The sequence below is a fragment of the Emcibacteraceae bacterium genome (genome assembly GCA_041396985.1).
Taxonomy (GTDB): domain Bacteria; phylum Pseudomonadota; class Alphaproteobacteria; order Sphingomonadales; family Emcibacteraceae; genus Pseudemcibacter.
On sequence record JAWKXO010000001.1, the window covers coordinates 746008 to 763987 of the forward strand.

At 43.3% G+C, this 17980-nt stretch carries 18 protein-coding genes, 1 tRNA gene and 1 pseudogene; 3 read left to right on the top strand and 17 right to left on the bottom strand.

All coding sequences use genetic code 11. From position 1 onward, the window contains the following. Window positions 1-3: 3 nt before the first annotated feature. The 4 genes from clpS to R3D86_03560 all read right to left on the bottom strand — a co-directional run bounded on the left by clpS (window position 4) and on the right by R3D86_03560 (window position 3222). Window positions 4-330, bottom strand: a complete 327-nt coding sequence (gene clpS, locus R3D86_03545) for an ATP-dependent Clp protease adapter ClpS (protein ID MEZ5757278.1) — start codon at window positions 328-330, stop codon at window positions 4-6. A gap of 179 nt (window positions 331-509) precedes the next feature. Next, a complete protein-coding gene (locus tag R3D86_03550; protein MEZ5757279.1) occupies window positions 510-1907 on the bottom strand; it encodes a phosphomannomutase/phosphoglucomutase in 1398 nt (465 codons plus the stop codon). A gap of 14 nt (window positions 1908-1921) precedes the next feature. Further along, window positions 1922-2278 carry a hypothetical protein gene (locus R3D86_03555; protein ID MEZ5757280.1) on the bottom strand — a complete coding sequence of 119 codons (357 nt, stop codon included), beginning with the start codon at window positions 2276-2278 and terminating at the stop codon, window positions 1922-1924. 89 nt (window positions 2279-2367) lie between these two features. Further along, window positions 2368-3222, bottom strand: coding sequence for a division plane positioning ATPase MipZ (locus R3D86_03560; protein ID MEZ5757281.1), 855 nt, complete (start codon window positions 3220-3222; stop codon window positions 2368-2370). A 131-nt stretch (window positions 3223-3353) separates the two neighbouring features. Between R3D86_03560 and R3D86_03565 the strand changes: the two genes are divergently transcribed. Then, window positions 3354-4319, top strand: coding sequence for a glucosaminidase domain-containing protein (locus R3D86_03565; protein MEZ5757282.1), 966 nt, complete (start codon window positions 3354-3356; stop codon window positions 4317-4319). Here the strand turns inward: R3D86_03565 and R3D86_03570 are convergent. Further along, entirely contained in the window at window positions 4297-4716 is a 420-nt protein-coding gene (locus R3D86_03570) for a DUF1489 domain-containing protein (GenBank protein ID MEZ5757283.1), read from the bottom strand. The genes R3D86_03565 and R3D86_03570 overlap by 23 nt on opposite strands. A gap of 2 nt (window positions 4717-4718) precedes the next feature. Next, the gene (gene mgtE, locus R3D86_03575; protein MEZ5757284.1) at window positions 4719-6113 is read right to left on the bottom strand and encodes a magnesium transporter; all 1395 of its coding nucleotides are present in this window, start codon (window positions 6111-6113) and stop codon (window positions 4719-4721) included. A 159-nt stretch (window positions 6114-6272) separates the two neighbouring features. On the opposite strand from mgtE, the gene R3D86_03580 reads away from it, so the two are divergent. Beyond that, window positions 6273-7388, top strand: coding sequence for an alanine--glyoxylate aminotransferase family protein (locus tag R3D86_03580; GenBank protein MEZ5757285.1), 1116 nt, complete (start codon window positions 6273-6275; stop codon window positions 7386-7388). Here the strand turns inward: R3D86_03580 and R3D86_03585 are convergent. The 8 genes from R3D86_03585 to R3D86_03620 form a co-directional block, all read right to left on the bottom strand. After that, window positions 7385-7936 (bottom strand): YajG family lipoprotein, encoded by a 552-nt coding sequence (locus R3D86_03585; GenBank protein ID MEZ5757286.1) that lies wholly within the window; start codon window positions 7934-7936, stop codon window positions 7385-7387. The two genes, R3D86_03580 and R3D86_03585, sit on opposite strands and share 4 nt — an antisense overlap. Window positions 7937-7950: 14 nt before the next feature. Beyond that, window positions 7951-8238 carry a DUF1330 domain-containing protein gene (locus R3D86_03590; protein ID MEZ5757287.1) on the bottom strand — a complete coding sequence of 96 codons (288 nt, stop codon included), beginning with the start codon at window positions 8236-8238 and terminating at the stop codon, window positions 7951-7953. Further along, on the bottom strand, window positions 8238-9143 hold the full coding sequence (locus tag R3D86_03595; protein ID MEZ5757288.1) for a M55 family metallopeptidase: 906 nt from the start codon (window positions 9141-9143) through the stop codon (window positions 8238-8240). The genes R3D86_03590 and R3D86_03595 overlap by 1 nt, the downstream gene beginning before the upstream one ends. A gap of 64 nt (window positions 9144-9207) precedes the next feature. Further along, window positions 9208-10488: a dipeptidase gene (locus R3D86_03600; protein ID MEZ5757289.1), complete on the bottom strand. Its 1281-nt coding sequence runs from the start codon at window positions 10486-10488 to the stop codon at window positions 9208-9210. A 102-nt stretch (window positions 10489-10590) separates the two neighbouring features. Continuing rightward, a complete protein-coding gene (locus tag R3D86_03605; GenBank protein MEZ5757290.1) occupies window positions 10591-11868 on the bottom strand; it encodes a dipeptidase in 1278 nt (425 codons plus the stop codon). Between the two features lie 106 nt (window positions 11869-11974). Further along, a complete protein-coding gene (locus R3D86_03610; GenBank protein ID MEZ5757291.1) occupies window positions 11975-12775 on the bottom strand; it encodes a hypothetical protein in 801 nt (266 codons plus the stop codon). Window positions 12776-12952: 177 nt separating this feature from the next. Beyond that, window positions 12953-13040, bottom strand: a tRNA-Leu gene (locus tag R3D86_03615). 78 nt (window positions 13041-13118) lie between these two features. Beyond that, the gene (locus R3D86_03620) at window positions 13119-13376 is read right to left on the bottom strand and encodes a FliM/FliN family flagellar motor switch protein (protein MEZ5757292.1); all 258 of its coding nucleotides are present in this window, start codon (window positions 13374-13376) and stop codon (window positions 13119-13121) included. Window positions 13377-13479: 103 nt separating this feature from the next. Between R3D86_03620 and lipB the strand changes: the two genes are divergently transcribed. Beyond that, window positions 13480-14124 carry a lipoyl(octanoyl) transferase LipB gene (lipB, locus tag R3D86_03625; protein MEZ5757293.1) on the top strand — a complete coding sequence of 215 codons (645 nt, stop codon included), beginning with the start codon at window positions 13480-13482 and terminating at the stop codon, window positions 14122-14124. On the opposite strand, the gene R3D86_03630 is transcribed toward lipB, so the two are convergent. From R3D86_03630 to R3D86_03640, 3 genes and pseudogenes are all read right to left on the bottom strand, one after another. Further along, window positions 14121-14435, bottom strand: a complete 315-nt coding sequence (locus tag R3D86_03630) for an acylphosphatase (protein ID MEZ5757294.1) — start codon at window positions 14433-14435, stop codon at window positions 14121-14123. The genes lipB and R3D86_03630 overlap by 4 nt on opposite strands. 3 nt (window positions 14436-14438) lie before the next feature. Continuing rightward, window positions 14439-16424: an acetyl/propionyl/methylcrotonyl-CoA carboxylase subunit alpha gene (locus tag R3D86_03635; GenBank protein ID MEZ5757295.1), complete on the bottom strand. Its 1986-nt coding sequence runs from the start codon at window positions 16422-16424 to the stop codon at window positions 14439-14441. A 9-nt stretch (window positions 16425-16433) separates the two neighbouring features. Continuing rightward, a pseudogene (locus R3D86_03640) lies at window positions 16434-17966 on the bottom strand (acyl-CoA carboxylase subunit beta). Between the last annotated feature and the right edge of the window lie 14 nt (window positions 17967-17980).

Below are 17980 nucleotides of genomic sequence, written 5' to 3' on the forward strand. Positions count from 1 at the left end.
GGCTTAATCTTTTTCCAGGGTACATTGGAGCGGATGTTCATATTTTCGTGCATAGTCAACGACCTGACGAACTTTACTTTCAGCGATTTCAAAACTGAAAACACCACAAACACCAATTCCCTGCTGATGAACCTGCAACATAACTCTCATTGCTTGCGGTTCAGGCATTTTAAAAAATTTCTGTAAGACATGAACAACAAAATCCATCGGCGTATAATCATCATTAAGCATGAGAACCTTATACATCGACGGTTTTTTGGTTTTGGATCTGGTCTGGGTGATGACTGCCCCGTCCACATCACCATTATTATCCTTGTCCTGTTTACTCATTTCCATGCCATATAATCTAAAATAATTTTACCTTCTTAAGATAAAATTTTTATTTCAATTTTAAAGGGGTAACCTTACATTTTCTTTAAAAATTTTCTTCTAAAAACCAAGTATATTCCATTTGAATTAATCATATCATAATTCATTAATAATAAAAATATAACAGTGAATATATTGGTTTATGGAAATGCAGGAGGCTGAACCCCACTTAAAACGAGCTGCTCAGACAGTGCCGCAAAAACCCGCGCGAGAGCTTCACTATCCTTTGCTTCACAACGGGCAACAATGACACTTTGGGTATTGGACGCCCTGATCAGCCACCATCCATCATCTGTCAGCACTCTGGCACCATCAAGATCGTTAACATTGGCATCGGTTTTCTTAAGCCGCTCCAGTATTTCAGCGACGACGGCAAATGGTCTTCCTTCTTCGCATTCAATTCTGAGCTCAGGTGTATTAACAACGGCCGGAAGCTTTCTTCTAAGCGCGCCTAGACCACCTTTCGTATTTACGATTTTATTCAGCAGTCTTAATCCCACATAGACGGCATCATCAAAACCATAATATTTGTGTTTGAAGAAAATATGCCCGCTCATTTCACCGGCAAGTGGGGCATTTAGCTCAACCATTTTGCTTTTTATCAGTGAATGTCCAGTTTTCCACATGACCGGAACACCGCCCAAAGACTTAATCTGGTCAAACAATACCTGGCTGCATTTTACATCGGCAATTATTTTCGACCCAGGCAAATCTAGAAGCACATCTTCTGCCAATATGGCAAGCATCTGATCGCCCCATACGATTTCACCGTCCTGATCAAGTGCCCCGATCCGATCACCATCCCCGTCAAAAGCCAGCCCAGCGTCCATTTTCTCTGCGGCAATCGCCTCCTGCAGCTGCACCAGGTTTTCAGCAACGGTCGGGTCAGGGTGATGTGCCGGAAACGTCCCATCCACCTTTTCATTCAGCAGGATATGCTTACCCGGAATTTTTTTGGTTAATGCCGCAATGACATTGCCTGCGGCACCATTACCGGCATCCCAGCCGATTGTTAAATTGGCCCGTTTCATGGCATCCATATCGACATCTTTGAGCATGCGATTAATATAACGATCAAATATATCAACTTCCTTTGCTGTTCCCTGTCCTTCTTCCAGGTCCCCCTCTGCACTGAGACGCCCTAATTGCTTAATTGTCTCACCATAGCATCCCCCTTTCCCAATCATCATTTTAAACCCATTATAATCGGGTGGATTGTGAGATCCGGTAATCATAATGCCGCCATCTGCATCAAGCTCATAAACAGAAAAATAAAGCATTGGTGAAGGACCAAGGCCAATTTTAATGACATCCAGACCCGTTGAAAGAAGCCCTTTCAAAATTGCCTTTTCCATACTTGGTGAACTCAGTCTGCCATCATAGCCCAAGCAAATTTTCTGTCCGCCATTACGGATAATTAATGTACCGAATGCACGACCAAGAGCTTCTGCATCGCTCTCTTTTAAAGTGTCCCCTACAACACCTCTGATGTCATATTCGCGTAAAATTGTATTATTAAATTGATGCTTGACTGGCATAATTCGTCCTTATTTTATTTTTTCAGCAGGAAGTCTTTCGCCTGATTAAGCTGCGCTGCAAAATAACCAGATCCACCCTGATCAGGATGTATTTTTTTCATTATTCTATGATGTGCTGCTTTGATTTCTTCATCGCTCGGATCACCTGACAGTTCAAGAATTTCAAGTGCTTGTTGACGGGTCATACTATTCATGGGCTGCTTCGGTGCAGCAACCTGTTCATCTGCCTTCGAGCGTAAATATGACCATAAAGATCCCTGCCATGATAGAACGGCAGCTGTCGCCAATACACCACCCACGGCAATATTTCCCTTAATCAGAATAAGAAAACCGGCAACACCCAATGCTATGGCAAGAATTTTGCCGAACATTTCATTAAATTTTTCAGGTTGGTTCTTCAGGTAATTAGAAAGCGCAAAATATAAGATAACTGCGCCTATAATTATTATCAAATAAGGCATTAAAACCCAACACCCTGTCTCTTTTTCTCGACAACCTCTTCCTGCCAGCCAGGAAGTTTCAAATCATTCATCAATCGTCTTATTTCCTGTCTGGCGGCTATATGAGACATCGTCACTTTTTCATCAGTATCACGCATATCAACAAGGGTTAAGCCTCTTGGAAACAACTCACGGTATATAACCCTCTCTCCAAGCCCCTGAATATATCTGAATGAAATTCTTTTTTGGAGTTCTTTCAGTGCATTATTAACACGTCTTTTATTGATGGCATCCAGTGATGATGTTCTGTTTCGCATCACAACCCAGTCAATCGTCCCCCGGTCCGTCATAGCCCTATGCTTACGGGCGTCCCATACCATCTCACTGTAATGACTAAGCTTGTCGACTTTAAACGTATCAGGGTTGACACTTGCCAGAAGGTCTAGATCGACAAAACTGTCATTAATCGGGGTAATCAGGGTATCGGCGACACTATGGGCCAAACGTGAAAGGTTAGAATCCGTTCCCGGACAATCAATAAGAATAAAATCAGAGTCTTTATGCAATTCTTCCATCAGTTCTGAAAAGTTTTTCGTATCTTCAAACATCATATTGTCAATATCGCCCTGCATTGAGCGCGACAATATATATACATCCGGAATTGATAACTTCAGATCATGTTTCGTGGCATAATTTAATCTGTTTTCCAGATAACGCGACAAAGATTTTTGTCGTGCATCAAGGTCGACAACAGAAACATTAAAATTTCTTTTCATCAAACTGACAACTATATGCATTGCTGTTGTTGATTTTCCTGAGCCACCCTTCTCATTGCCAACAACAATTATATGTGCCCTGTTATTATTTTTCGGCATTTCCTTCTCCACTCCCCTGCCAGGTATTGTTTTTTAGACCTAAATCCCAAATATCTAAAAATCTGGCAATTGGAAACTCACTATATTATTATACATCCGCAAGGGCATCAATTTACCCGTTTAGGATATATATGGCTAGTAGCTTACGACGAGAATCTTCATCTTTTGGCAAAAAAGCATTATTTTTTTTGTTTTTGATTGCCGCTTTTGTCTATTTACCTGTGTATATTTCGGTATATGAGGTGAATCAGAGCAGAAAAAGCTTCTCCACGGTCTCTTTGGTCGATCAAATTAACATTGAAGACGGTGAGAATGTCATAAAGAGATTCGCAGCCTATGGTTATAATCTGGATGAAATTAGAAAAGGGAAATCAACTGTTCCCAATTTATTTTTGAAAAAATTGCCCCGTGAACTGACGAAATTAGATGACCTTAAAGATAAAAAAAGATTGTTCATTGAATCACTTTTGCCCCCAATTTTGAAAGTAAATCAGTTTATCCGTTATGAGCGGAGCAGACTGATTGAAATTATGAAGTCCATTGAACTTAATGGTGATGCATCACTGGATGAACTTTACTGGCTAAGACGTAAAATGATTCGTTACCGTATGGATGAGTTTGATATTAATGAGCTTTATTCACGTATGAACATAATCCCCCCATCACTGGCGCTTGCACAGTCCGCTATTGAAACTGGCTGGGGAACGTCCCGATTTGCCCAGGATGCCAACGCTCTCTATGGGCAATGGACATGGAATGATGAAAAAGGCGTGGTCCCATTGGAAAGAGAACAAGGCGAATCTCATAGTATAAGAAAATTTAATAGTCTTATCAGCGCAGTAGAAAGCTATGCCCTAAATTTGAATACACATCCTGCCTATAAAGATTTCAGAATGGAAAGAAGTAAATTTCCATCAACAGACCAGATTAAAGTCAATGAAGATTTGTTATTTACATTACTTTATTACTCTGAGCTGGGCTTTGAATATATTGATAACCTCAACAATATTATGAACAGCAACAACATGCGGGCATTTGATAAGGCCAGGCTTCAAAAAACCCCTTATGAAGAACTCAGAGTAACCCCAGAGTCTTAAGATCATTTTTTAGCTCCATTGGCATTTCTGCCACTTCACTCTTTTCAGATACATCCTTAGGTGCCGCATTTTCTTCAAAATATCGCCACCCCTGAAAGGCTCTGCGTGGCTGACATTCTGTCAGATGGACTTTCTTGTCCATTTTGATCATACATTTTACCCCCTGATCTGTCTGAACATCCTCAAAACCGATAATCCGCTGCCGGGCCAGGATAAAGCCTTTAATCACCCAATAAATTGACCCGCCATCCAATATCTCCTCGGCCTTTTTCGGCTTAAATCTTGTGATATGATAATGGTAATCAAGGGTTCGGTATCTTGGGTTGTTTTTTCGCAGTTCCATAAGATGCTCAACACTGTCCACACCAACACATAATTTTATAATGTGAATAGTCATAATTACAAAAGCACTGCCGCCGCTAATCCGAGAAAAGCGAAGAAGCCAACGACATCGGTAATCGTTGTAACAAAAATGCTGCTCGCCAGTGCCGGGTCGATATCCAGCTTATCCAATGTAACCGGCACCAGAATTCCTGCCAGACCTGCCATGATAATATTAACAACCATCGCAATACCCATAACTCCGCCAAGCGCCGGACTATTAAACCAGACCCAACAAAGCCCGCCAATAATGGCAGCAATGATTGCCCCATTTAAAAGAGCAATGAGCAATTCCCGAAATATAATTCTGCGAACGTTGCTGGATGTCAGATCCCGGGTGGCAATTGCCCTGACTGTCACTGTCATGGTTTGGGTACCTGCATTTCCACCCATTGATGCCACAATCGGCATCAATACGGCAAGAGCAACCATCTGTTCGATAGTTGCATCAAATAACGAAATCACTGCAGATGCCAATATTGCTGTCCCCAGGTTAACAATCAACCAGATGACCCTGTTTTTAGAAGCCTCCAGAACACCTTCCGTAATGTCCGTATCACGAATACCGGCCATCCGCATCAAATCTTCTTCCGCTTCCTCTTCAATAACATCAACCACGTCATCGACAGTAATCATACCGATCAACCGTCCACTGCTGTCCACCACTCCCATGGAGGTTAAGTCATATTGACGGAAAAGATAGGCAACCTCTTCCTGATCCATTTCGACCGGCACGACTGTCGGATCATCATCCATAATATCTCTGATTTTTACGTCCCTGCCGCTGCGGATAATTTTATTTAAAGCAACCGTACCAATAGGATGATGCATTGGATCAACGACAAAAATTTCATAAAATTCATCCGGCAGCTCTTTGTCGGTTCTAAAATAATCAATTACCTTACCAACCGTCCAGCGCCCTGGAACAGACACAAGCGTTCTTTGCAGAAGCCGTCCGGCACTTTCCTCCGGATAGGAAAGACCTTCTTCAATGGCAATCCTGTCCTCATCCGGAAGTGCATCAATAATTTCCCTCTGGTCAACAAGATCAAGATCTTCTAGCACGTGGACCGCATCATCACTTTCCATTTGCGTGATGACACGGGCAACGTCGGCATTATCCATTTCGTTGAGAACAGCATCAAGCGTACTGGCATCAAGCTCGGACAGTACATCAGGCTCCATTTTGGGACCGATAAATGCCGTCAGAATTTTGCGGTCAGCATCATCAAGCTGTTCAAAAACGTCCGCAACATCGGCGCTATGCAGGGGCTCCAACAGAAAGTCAATTTGCTCTCTGTCTTCATTTTCAAGCGCGTGAACAATTTCGGAAACAAATTCAGGTGACACAGGACGCACATCTTCCATCTGTGACTCATTTTCCCCTGAATTATTTTCGCTTGCAATGCTCATTAAATTCCCCTGATAGGTTTAAAATTATAGGCTTTATAGCTTTTATGATCATGAGGTTATACAAAATGTTTATCTTTTTCCACATATATCCTTTTCATATTTGAAAAGATGACTTAAGTTTCAAATTATTTTTAATGATTTAAAAGAAAGCGAATAAGCATGAAGTCATTCATCCCGCCAATAAGAACTCTCATGGGGCCAGGCCCATCTGACGTTTCCCCACGAGTCCTTGAAGCAATGTCCCGTCCGACCATCGGCCACCTTGACCCTGCATTTCAAAAATTGATGGATGAAATTAAAATACTTCTTAGATATGCCTTTAAAACCAAAAATAAACTGACTTTTCCGGTTTCTGCCCCCGGTTCTGCCGGCATGGAAACCTGTTTTGCCAATCTTGTAGAAAAAGGTGATAAGGTCATTGTCTGTGTAAATGGTGTTTTTGGAACACGCATGGTTGAAAATGTCATTCGCTGCGGCGGTGAAGCAATTGTCGTTAACGATGAATGGGGTAAACCGGTTTCAACCGATAAAGTGGAAGCAGAGCTAAATGCCAATCCAGATGTTAAAATAGTCGCCTTTGTCGCCGCAGAAACATCCACCGGAGTCGCGTCTGATACCAAGACATTATGCGAAATTGCCCGCACTCATAACTGCCTGACCATTGTCGATGCTGTTACCTCCCTTGGGGGATCTGAACTGGACGTTGATGGATGGGGCATTGACGCCATTTATTCAGGATCCCAAAAATGTTTATCCTGCCCTCCGGGAATATCACCGGTAAGTTTTAATGATCGGGCGATTGAGAAAATTAAGAAACGCGAAAAACCGGTACAAAGCTGGTTTATGGATTTAAATCTTGTCATGGGATACTGGGACGGCGAAGGTGGACGTTCCTATCATCATACTGCACCCGTTAATGCTATTTATGCTCTCCATGAAAGCCTGCTAATACTTCATGAAGAAGGTCTGGAAAATGCTTGGAAACGTCATACAGAAATGTCGCAAAAACTACGTGAAGGATTTAATGCCATGGGGATCAAATATCTGGTCGATGAGAAATACGCCCTGCCGCAGCTTAATACCATTCTTATTCCCGACCACATAACAGATGAAGCGGCAATTCGTGCGAAGCTGCTCAATGATCATAATCTGGAAATTGGCGCCGGGCTTGGGGCACTTGCTGGGAAAGTATGGCGTGTCGGTCTGATGGGGCATAGTGCAAGAATTGAAAATGTAGAAAAATGCCTTGCCGCATTTAAAGCAGTGATGAATTAACGTCTTAAAGCGTCAATCAGCTCCTGGTCATTAACAATTTTCTCTACAAGGTTTTCAAGAATACTCCTTAACTGTGAGTTATTCGTGTCCTCATTTGATGAAAATGGAACCGTCCTTTCCTCAGAATTTGAATAGGTACGGATAAACCCTTTGCTGCTGACATCCACTTTTATCCTTGATTTGGTTTCCACATCTGTTGTAACCAGATTACCGTCTTTTGAGTAGCTGAGATCTTCAAGGGAAACCACCATATTAACAGCTGATGAATCACTTGCCGAACTAACTGTAAAGCCCTGTTTTGAAAAGCTGTCAACAAGAGATAATCCTATAACCTCAGCCAGATCCTGACTGGTGACAATCTGGCTTTCTTTGCCCATGGTTCCAATCACACCTGTTGATCGGGCATCATCGACCGTAATGGCCAATGTCGTTCCCATTCCTATTTCAGAAGGATTAACTTTAGGAAAAATCTCAATGCGTGCATCCTGTGAAGGTGTGGCACAGGCGGACAAAAACAAAAATAATACGAATGTAATTTTTTTAAACATCTTTTTCCTGTACCTTATTGTCCATCCACAATGACCGTATGCCCTGTACTGCAGGAATGCCTGATTGCCTTAATCGGCGCATATTCCTCACCTGTATACATTGCTTTGGCGGTTTCCATATCCGGAAATTCAATGACCACAAGTCGCGTTGGCTGCCAATCACCATCCATGACCACAAAAGGTCCACCGCGCACATGGTATTTTCCACCATATTTTTCAACCAGCGGCTTGGCCTTTAGCATATATTCCTTATATTTAACAGGATCGTGAATATCCACATCCAGAATTAAATATGCGCTCATTATGGTGCCAGCTCCAGACTATACCCTGTTATAAATGTCGCAATGGTAGATACATCAATCATATCCGGTCCGACATAACGGATAGTATGACTATCAATTCGTTCAAATTGAGGCAGATAAGCAAGCATCTCACTGACACGATAATTTTTAAAGCTCATATCCATAGTGATTGGACCTTTAAGTTTCAGGGGCTTAAAATCCTCAATACGGGCGATGGCTGCTTTTACCTTTTCTGCAATCAGTTTACGCGAAGCAGCAGGATGAAGTGATTTTGCCGCATGGAAGCTGTAGCCCCATTTAACAACGGCCCCTTCCATATCGCCAACCTCATCCCTGACTTCGTTGACAGCATCCTCATCACCGGACACCATGATAATCGGCACACCAAACTCACCGGCTATGGCGGCGTTAAAATAGCCTTCGCTGGCAATTTTGCCGTTCAGTTTAAGACCTGTCAGGTCTGCACTTGATTTGGTATGGGCACGTACGCCTTTCATATTATTGGTGCTTGAATGATATCCAATATAAATAGCGCCATCGAAGCCACCTTCCTCAATCCCCTGCATCATGCCAAGCTTACGGGGCCATGATCTGACCACTTTGACATTTTCAGGAAATTCTTCAATGAGCAAATTCTGACCATTTCCATGAGAATCACTAACGAGAACCTCAGTTGCGCCGGCCTCAAACGCTGCTTCAACAGCTGCGACGGTCTCAGCGGTTGCAAATTTGCGAAAGCGCTCATATTCAAATCCGGTTGGTCCAAGCTGCTCACCTGTTACAGTTCCAGCTATTCCTTCCAAATCAACAGAAATGTATATTTTTAAACCGTCATTCTGTGCAAAAACCTGCACAGGCAATAGATACGCAAAAAACAATATACCCAATTTAATGATTTTTTTCATTTCACTCTCCCCTCAAAGCAAATCCCCCTTACAGGCAGAGCCTATATAAGGGGATTTGAAATGACTAATTTTTCATATTTAATTTTGCGGTTGCTTCATTAACACGTTCCCAAAGGGCTAGTGTGTTTCCGCTCCAGATTTTAGCGATCTGCTCTTCGGTATATCCGCGCTTGACCAGCTCTTTGGTAACATTCATGGTTTCTGAGGCATTGTTCCAGCCGGTTATGCCGCCACCCCCATCAAAATCAGACGCAATACCAACATGATCAATACCTATTAAATTTACAGCATAATCGATGTGGTCCACATATTCTTCCACTGTTCCAGGCGGGAATAGTTCAAGATATTTCTTATAGGCTTCCGCAAATTCAGGTGTGCCCATATGCTTTTTAAAATCAAATTTATCATCGCCGAGTTTTTCGGCGACTTCCTGAAGCATTTTAGCCCTCACAGATGCCGCTTCCGGATAAAATTTAACATAATCACTATAGGCGACCACCTGCATAACACCGCCGGCATCAGCAAGAGCAATCATCTGTTCATCTGTCATATTGCGCACATGCTGTGCCAGGGCATAGACACCGGAATGAGAGGCAATCGGCGGAACTTTTGTATATTTTGTTGCCTGCATCATGCAGTTAAAAGATACATGGGAAATATCAACCATCATGCCAACACGGTTCATTTCATCAATGACTTTATAGCCAAATTCACTGACACCACCATGTTCTTCAGGGCCATCACCCAGGCTTTCCTGTGGTTGGGCACTGTCACAAATATCATTATGGCCATTATGGGCCAACGTCATATATCTGGCGCCGCGGTTATAATAATCTTCAATTAGTGATAAATCCTTGCCAATGGCATATCCATTTTCGATACCAATCATAGCAACTTTTCGCCCTGATTTGTATATTTCTCTGGCCTGTTCAGTTGTATAGGCAAATCCAATTTGATCAGGATACATTTCTACCATTCTGTGAATAGCATCAAACTTCCTTAGCGCAATTCTCTTGGCTTCTGCATAACCTTCTTCGGTTCTTTTGGTTTGTCCCATATAAACGATAAAAAATGCTGCATCCAGTCCACCTTCATCCATTTTGACCAGATCCACCTGCTGCCCGGTCCTCGTTCCCGGGTCATATTTAGGATCAAATGTCATATCTTCGTTAATATCAACATGAGTATCCAACGTCATTACCCGTTTATGAATACCGGCTACAATCTCATCCTGATCCATAACTTTGGCTTCTTTGGAACTTTCCCCTGATTGTTGCGAACAGCTCGTAAGAATAAAGGCAAATGTGATCAACATGCCTGTTGTAATTAGCTTAAATACATTCATTATTTTCCCCTTAAGTCAAAATATGCAAACCATAACACCCCGATAGCGCAGAACCGCTACCGGAGTCTTTTGGAATTAAAAAATCGGTTTAACTATACTTTTTTATTTACCCTGCAACTGATCGGCAACAGCATTGACCCGCCGCCAAAGCGCGACTGTATTACCGCTCCAGATTTTTGCAATTTCTTCTTCTGTGTAACCACGAGTCACCAGTTCTTTTGTGACATTCATAGTTTCAGCAGCATTGTTCCACCCGTTAAGACCACCGCCGCCATCAAAATCAGATGAAATGCCAACATGATCGATCCCGATTAATTTTACGGCATAGTCTATATGATCAACAAAATCCTTCACATTGGCTGGCGGGTATTTTTTATTTAATTCTTCCATGCCTGCCAAATATGCGGGATCTTTTCCATATATTTCAGAATCCCATTCTGTTCCGCCATTCGCCGCAACGACAGAGGCACGTAATGCATCAACTTCCGGCTGCTTCTCAGGATAATATTTTACAAATTCATCAAGACCAACGATTTGAACAACGCCGCCAGATGCGGCAAGTGCCTTAAGCTGCTCATCATTCAGATTTCTTACATGCTTGGATAACGCCCATACTCCTGAGTGAGAAGCAATAACCGGGGCTTTTGAATATTTTGTTGCCTGCATCATACAATTGAAAGACACATGTGAAATATCGACCATCATGCCAACACGATTCATTTCATCGATGACTTTATAGCCATATTCGCTAACACCACCATGCTCTTCAGGAACATCGTCCAGACGTGCCAATGGCTGGGCACTGTCACAGATATCATTATGGCCATTATGAGCCAATGTCATATAGCGGGCGCCGCGGTTATGAAAGTCTTCAATCAAAGACAGGTCTTTACCAATAACATAACCATTTTCGATACCGATTGAGGCTACCTTACGCCCGCTAGCGGCAATCTGTTCAAACTCATCTGGCGTATAGGCAAAACCGATACGTTCCGGATAAAACTCTGTCATTCTGTGGATAGCGCTGAATTTACGAAGAGCTTTTTCTTTCGACATAGCATTGCCTGCCTCGTCCCTTGGTCCCTGTCCGACATAAACAATGAAAAATGCTGCATCAAGCCCGCCCGCTTCCATTTTGCCCAGATCAACCTGCTGTGGTGTGTCAGTGCCTGGATCATATACCGGATCAAACGTCATATCCTCGTGAATATCAACGTGTGTATCAAGCGTGACGACCCGCTTATGAATAGCTTCAACACTATTATCTTTTTCCGCATCAGCAGAACTGCTTCCACCCTGCTCGCTACAGGCGACAAGCAAAAGTGCCGCAGCACAGACCATTCCCTTTAACATAGGGGACTTTATTCCTAAATTAATCATGACATCTCCCACAAAATTTGATTTGTTTTTTCGGATACCATGAAAGAATAAATCACGCCTCAACGCAACAACAAAAAATTTTTTTTACGTTAAATAGCGCTTAATGCTACTCAAACGGGATATATTCGCCTTTTTGCGGCACAACACAATTGAAACAATTGGGAATAATTTCAGCATCTTTATGATGATATATCACCAGTTTCTTTGTTTTTGGCAGTGCATTTTCTTTTCTGGCATTTTCAAAAAGCCATGGTGACAGGAATGCGATATCTGTTTCCGGCAGAGTCGCCAGATGCTTTACATCACCAGTATCGCCACTGAAGTAAAGCTTTCTTCCGCCCCATTCCACCAGATAAGAATAATGTTCAGTCTGTGCAGACGGCGTTTTAATAGCGGTGATTTGCATCGGGCCAAAAAGCATATTTTCTTCAACCACTGATGTTTTTGGCTCAAGGATCGGATCCGGCAGCGTGATATTTACCACTGAACCCGGATTGATTGCCTGATCAATTTCCTGATTTCTTTTTAAATCGGCAACGACTCTGTCTCTTTCTTCTTTAAGGGCCAGGTAACGTTTCTGCAAGTCACCAACCACTTCTGCCGGTGCAATAATTTTCCAGCCCAACGTTAAAAAGACTTCCGGATCAAAATGATCCGTCAGACGATTGGATATCAGTGTTGTCACATCATTATCCTGTTCAACAAAATAAGGATATGTATATTGCATATAATCATAAGCGCCTGAAACATATGGGAAATCTGTGAACAGAACATGTTCACCATCGGTAATACGAACCGTTGAATTTGCTATATAATTTATTGAGATATCTTTTGCATGTCCACTGGTTATACCCAGAATACTCAACAGAACGATACAGATTGTTTTATTAACCAGCCGATGAAACATCAGTTACTCCTCATAATATATTTACTTAAACTCATACTATTAAATTGCCCAGGCGCTATTATATAACGTTTTCATACAAACACGCAAGACTTGAAGAAAAATGAGAAACACGCCTTAAAAGAAGACAATGATGTCAGCTTATTTCAAAGACATTTAAATGAGATATTTTTATGAAAATGGTGCGGTCGAGAAGACTCGAACTTCCACGGGATCAACTCCCACAGCGACCTCAACGCTGCGCGTCTACCAATTCCGCCACGACCGCATTTTCGTAGTTTGGTAAATCAATTGTGGTGAAGTATCAAATGAAACAGACAAGTGCAATAGAAATATGCATTTACAGCTATTTTTTTATAAAACCAAGTTCACGAAAACTCTTAACACCCTCAAGCAACGTAATCCCTATATTTTCGCCGGAAACCATAATTTCACCTTTGGCAATCAGTTCACCATTTGCATAAATTTTCACCGGACTGTCACAATGTTCCTGAAGCTCGATGACAGCACCACGTCCTAATTTGAGGAGTTGCTTTACCGGCATCAGGCTCTGACCGAGCACGACGGTAAGTTCAATTTCGACATCTTCGATAGCTTGTGACATTTAATAAGCCTTTATACTTCACATGAGAGTGATATAAATATATACCACCAACAGTGAAACATTATAGTTATTTTTTGGTTAATTTTGCAAAGATATAAATAGCATGGCTTCAGATAAAATTACATGGAAAATAAGCAGCGGCCTGACCGATTATCAGCAGGCCGTCGATTTTATGGAAAAGCGTGTTTCTGATATTCATGCGGGAAATGAAAGCGAACTGGTCTGGCTTGTGGAGCATCCCCCGCTTTATACGGCGGGAACGTCTTCCAAAATATCCGATCTGCTGTCCCCTAACCGTTTTCCGGTATATGATGCCGGGCGTGGCGGACAATATACTTACCACGGTCCCGGGCAGCGCGTTGCTTATGTAATGCTTGATTTAAACAAGCGCGGTCGCGATGTAAGGCAGTTTGTCGCAAATCTTGAAAAATGGGTGATCAATACTTTGGCCCAGTTTAATGTTAAGGGCGAAACACGCGAAGGGCGGGTTGGGGTCTGGGTTGAACGTGATGGGGGCCGCGAAGACAAAATTGCCGCCATTGGTGTCAGGGTAAGAAAATGGGTCACTTTTCACGGAATTTGCATTAACGTTGAACCGGATCTCAGCCATTATGGCGGCATTGTCCCCTGCGGCATATCAGATCACGGGGTCACATCACTGGTTGATCTCGGACTGCCTGTTAATATGAATGATCTGGATGCAGCACTCAAAAATACATGGTCGGATATTTTTGAGAACCAAAATTAATGACCGCGTCGTTCCTGAATATTGACCGTTGGCTTCTGGTAAAATCCTTTTTTGGTAATCCCGATTGCTTCAGCAATTTCAATGCCGTCCACCTTTGATCTCGGTGGCCCATTTCTACAGTAATTAATCATTTTATTCACTACATCTTCCGGCCCGACAAAAAGAGCTTCTACCGTTCCATCTGTTCTGTTCCTGACCCAGCCATCCAGATGTAACTCTCTGGCATGCCTGACTGTCCAGTCCCGAAAAAAGACCCCCTGGACACGACCGCTGATCAATAGCCGGCGGGCTATATGACCTGGCTCAAGCATGGATCACTCAAATTCCATTATGATTTCGTCAACAGCAAGGCTTCCCCCTGCCACTGCTGAAATTTTGGATACTCTGCCATCCTGTTCTGCACAAAGTATATTTTCCATTTTCATAGCCTCAATGACACAAAGCTTCTGTCCTTCTTTTACGTCTTCGCCTTCGGCCACATCAATTGAAACGACAAGGCCCGGCATTGGACATTGCAGATATTTTGACATATCAACCGGGGCTTTTTCAATCATATAGGATGCCAGTTCCTGTTCTCTCTGGCTTCTGACGTATATAACCTCACTGGCCCCGTCATAAGTCAGACGGTAGCCGTCTGAAAGATATTCAACTTCAACGCTTACTTTTTCATCATTGATGACCGCTGAAAACACTGGCATCCCCGGCGCCCATAGCGTTTCCACACTATAGACAAGACCACCCGTAATGACATTACAGCCAGCCTGTGTCATCAGGAAATTCGCCGGCTGAACTTCGCCATCAATCTGCACCTGCCAGGTTTCTGAAAAAGAACTGCTTTCCTCGTTCATTCGGCCGCTGATGGTTGATTGGCGACCTACTTCACAGGAATGAACGGTGGTTGCCACCGCAATCATTATATTCCAAGCTTCAAGGCTTACACTGCCACCGTTAAAGCCATCTTCATATTCTTCTTCAATAAATTTGGTTGAAATGTCACCGTTTTGAACGCGCGGGGATTTAAGAACGTCAGACAAGAATGCAATATTATGGCCGACCCCACGAATATAATATTCATCAAGTGCAAGTCGTAATTTTGCTATTGCCTCATCACGGTCAGACCCATAAGCAATGACCTTGGATATCATCGGATCATAATAAATGCTGATTTCGCTTCCCTCAAAAATACCGCTATCTATACGAATATTTTCATTCTGCTCGGGCTCAATATAGTTTGTGACCCGACCGGTTGAGGGCAGGAATCCACGCAGCGGATCTTCCGCATAGACACGGGCTTCAATCGCCCAGCCGTTGATCATGACTTTATCCTGGGTAATGGACAGACTTTCACCTGCTGCTACTCTAATCATCTGCTCCACCAGATCTATCCCAGTGACCAGCTCGGTTACCGGATGCTCCACCTGAAGCCTTGTATTCATTTCAAGGAAATAGAAATTCTGGTCCTTATCGACAATAAACTCGACGGTTCCGGCAGAATTATAATTTACCGCTTTAGCCAGCGCGACAGACTGGTTACCCATTTTAACGCGCGTTTCCATATGCAGAAACGAGCTGGGTGCTTCCTCAATAACCTTCTGATGCCTGCGTTGAATTGAACATTCCCGCTCCGCAAGATAAATCACATTGCCATGATTATCACCAAGCACCTGAATTTCAATATGCCTTGGGTTTTCAATGAATTTTTCGGCAAAAACACGATCATCGCCAAAACTTGATTTTGCCTCGTTGACAGCAGACTTAAACCCTTCCCTTGCCTCGTTGTCATTATAGACAACACGCATGCCTTTACCGCCACCGCCTGCTGATGCCTTTAACATAACAGGATAGCCGATTTCATTTGCGACCTTTACAGCTTCCTCAGCATCTTTAATGACACCAAGATAACCGGGAATGGTGTTAACCCTTGCTTTTTCCGCCAGCTTCTTTGAAGATATTTTATCCCCCATAACACCTATTGCGTTCCTGTTGGGACCGATAAATGTTATGCCCGCTGCTTCCAGCTTTTCACAGAAATCTGCATTTTCCGATAAAAATCCATATCCCGGATGAATGGAATCCGCGCCTGTGGTTTTTGCGGCTGCAATTATTTTTTCTGCATCCAGATAACTATCTGTGGCAGGAGCAGGACCAATACGAACTTTTTCATCCGCCATCCTGACATGAAGGGCATCGGCATCCACATCGGAATAAACCGCCACTGTGGCAATACCCATTTTTCGGGCCGTTTTAATAACACGACAGGCAATTTCCCCCCGGTTTGCAATAAGAATTTTTTTAAACATCTCTCACTCCTAAAGCGGTATATTGTCGTGTTTTTTCCAGGGATTCTGGAGATCTTTATTTTTAAGCATTCTGAGGCCACGGCTGATCCGCCGTCTGGTCGCGTGGGGCATGATCACATCATCAATATAGCCGCGACGGGCGGCAACAAAGGGGTTTGCAAATTTTTCTGAATATTCATTTGTTTTTGCGACAAGTTTTTCCGGGTCCTTTGCTTCTTCCCTGAAAATAATTTTCACCGCCCCTTCCGCGCCCATTACGGCAATTTCCGCCGTTGGCCAAGCGAAATTAAGGTCTCCCCGCAAATGCTTGGAGGCCATCACATCATAGGCACCGCCATAGGCTTTACGAGTAATGATCGTAATTTTTGGAACCGTCGCTTCACCATAAGCAAAAAGCAGCTTGGCCCCATGTTTGATCACCCCGCCATATTCCTGCGCCGTACCCGGCAGGAACCCGGGCACATCAACATAAGTAATGATTGGAATACTGAAACAGTCACAGAACCGCACAAAGCGAGCCGCTTTTCTGGACGCATCATTATCAAGGCAACCTGCTAACACCATCGGCTGGTTGGCGACAATGCCGACTGTTGAGCCCTCAATCCGGGCAAAACCGGTAATGATATTTTTGGCATATTTAGGTTGAATTTCAAAAAAATCGCCTTCATCAACTGTCTTCCGGATTAGCTCGTGCATATCATAGGGATGATTTGGATTGGCCGGGATAAGGCTATCGAGCGATTCTTCTTCACGGTCACGCTTATCAAATGTCTGTCTTGTTGGTGGTTTTTCCCTGTTATTGAGGGGCAGAAAATCGATCAGTCGTCTTGTCTGTTTAATCGCTTCCACATCATTTTCATAGGCATGGTCCGCAACGCCGGAACGGACCGTGTGGGTGGTTGCGCCACCTTATTCTTCCTGAGTTACGGTTTCATTGGTCACCGTTTTAACCACATCGGGGCCGGTCACAAACATGTAGGAGCTATCCTTGACCATAAAAATGAAATCTGTCATAGCCGGTGAATATACAGCCCCACCGGCACAGGGCCCCATAATAAGGGAAATTTGCGGAACAACGCCGGATGCAAGCACATTCTGCTGAAAGACTTCCGCATATCCGGCAAGGGCTGATACCCCTTCCTGAATACGGGCGCCACCGGAATCATTAATGCCGATAATCGGTGCACCGTTTTTCATTGCCATTTCCATTATTTTGCAGATTTTTTCCGCGTGTGTCTCTGAAAGCGACCCACCAAAAACCGTAAAATCCTGACTATAAACAAAAATCAGGCGACCATTTACAGTACCGGACCCGATGACAACACCATCACCGGCCACTTTGTTATTTTCCATGCCGAAATCGATGGATCGATGTTCCTTAAACATGTCATATTCTTCGAAACTTCCTGCATCCACCAGCAGTTCAATCCTCTCACGCGCCGTAAGCTTCCCTTTGGCATGCTGAGCGTTAATTCGTGCCTCGCCACCGCCTAAACGGGCGGACTGCCGCCTTTCCTCAAGTTTATCAAGGATATCCTGCATTTATTCTCTCCCAA

Excerpts from the sequence above, each read along its gene's own strand:
- R3D86_03635 (MEZ5757295.1), bottom strand. The coding sequence starts at position 16,424 with ATGTTTAAAAAAATTCTTATTGCAAACCGGGGGGAAATTGCCTGTCGT.
- R3D86_03590 (MEZ5757287.1), bottom strand. The coding sequence starts at position 8,238 with ATGAGCGCATATTTAATTCTGGATGTGGATATTCACGATCCTGTTAAA.
- mgtE (MEZ5757284.1), bottom strand. The coding sequence starts at position 6,113 with ATGAGCATTGCAAGCGAAAATAATTCAGGGGAAAATGAGTCACAGATG.
- R3D86_03580 (MEZ5757285.1), top strand. The coding sequence starts at position 6,273 with ATGAAGTCATTCATCCCGCCAATAAGAACTCTCATGGGGCCAGGCCCA.
- lipB (MEZ5757293.1), top strand. The coding sequence starts at position 13,480 with ATGGCTTCAGATAAAATTACATGGAAAATAAGCAGCGGCCTGACCGAT.
- R3D86_03555 (MEZ5757280.1), bottom strand. The coding sequence starts at position 2,278 with ATGTTCGGCAAAATTCTTGCCATAGCATTGGGTGTTGCCGGTTTTCTT.
- R3D86_03600 (MEZ5757289.1), bottom strand. The coding sequence starts at position 10,488 with ATGAATGTATTTAAGCTAATTACAACAGGCATGTTGATCACATTTGCC.
- R3D86_03605 (MEZ5757290.1), bottom strand. The coding sequence starts at position 11,868 with ATGATTAATTTAGGAATAAAGTCCCCTATGTTAAAGGGAATGGTCTGT.
- R3D86_03550 (MEZ5757279.1), bottom strand. The coding sequence starts at position 1,907 with ATGCCAGTCAAGCATCAATTTAATAATACAATTTTACGCGAATATGAC.
- R3D86_03620 (MEZ5757292.1), bottom strand. The coding sequence starts at position 13,376 with ATGTCACAAGCTATCGAAGATGTCGAAATTGAACTTACCGTCGTGCTC.
- R3D86_03565 (MEZ5757282.1), top strand. The coding sequence starts at position 3,354 with ATGGCTAGTAGCTTACGACGAGAATCTTCATCTTTTGGCAAAAAAGCA.
- clpS (MEZ5757278.1), bottom strand. The coding sequence starts at position 330 with ATGAGTAAACAGGACAAGGATAATAATGGTGATGTGGACGGGGCAGTC.
- R3D86_03585 (MEZ5757286.1), bottom strand. The coding sequence starts at position 7,936 with ATGTTTAAAAAAATTACATTCGTATTATTTTTGTTTTTGTCCGCCTGT.
- R3D86_03570 (MEZ5757283.1), bottom strand. The coding sequence starts at position 4,716 with ATGACTATTCACATTATAAAATTATGTGTTGGTGTGGACAGTGTTGAG.
- R3D86_03595 (MEZ5757288.1), bottom strand. The coding sequence starts at position 9,143 with ATGAAAAAAATCATTAAATTGGGTATATTGTTTTTTGCGTATCTATTG.
- R3D86_03610 (MEZ5757291.1), bottom strand. The coding sequence starts at position 12,775 with ATGTTTCATCGGCTGGTTAATAAAACAATCTGTATCGTTCTGTTGAGT.
- R3D86_03560 (MEZ5757281.1), bottom strand. The coding sequence starts at position 3,222 with ATGCCGAAAAATAATAACAGGGCACATATAATTGTTGTTGGCAATGAG.
- R3D86_03630 (MEZ5757294.1), bottom strand. The coding sequence starts at position 14,435 with ATGCTTGAGCCAGGTCATATAGCCCGCCGGCTATTGATCAGCGGTCGT.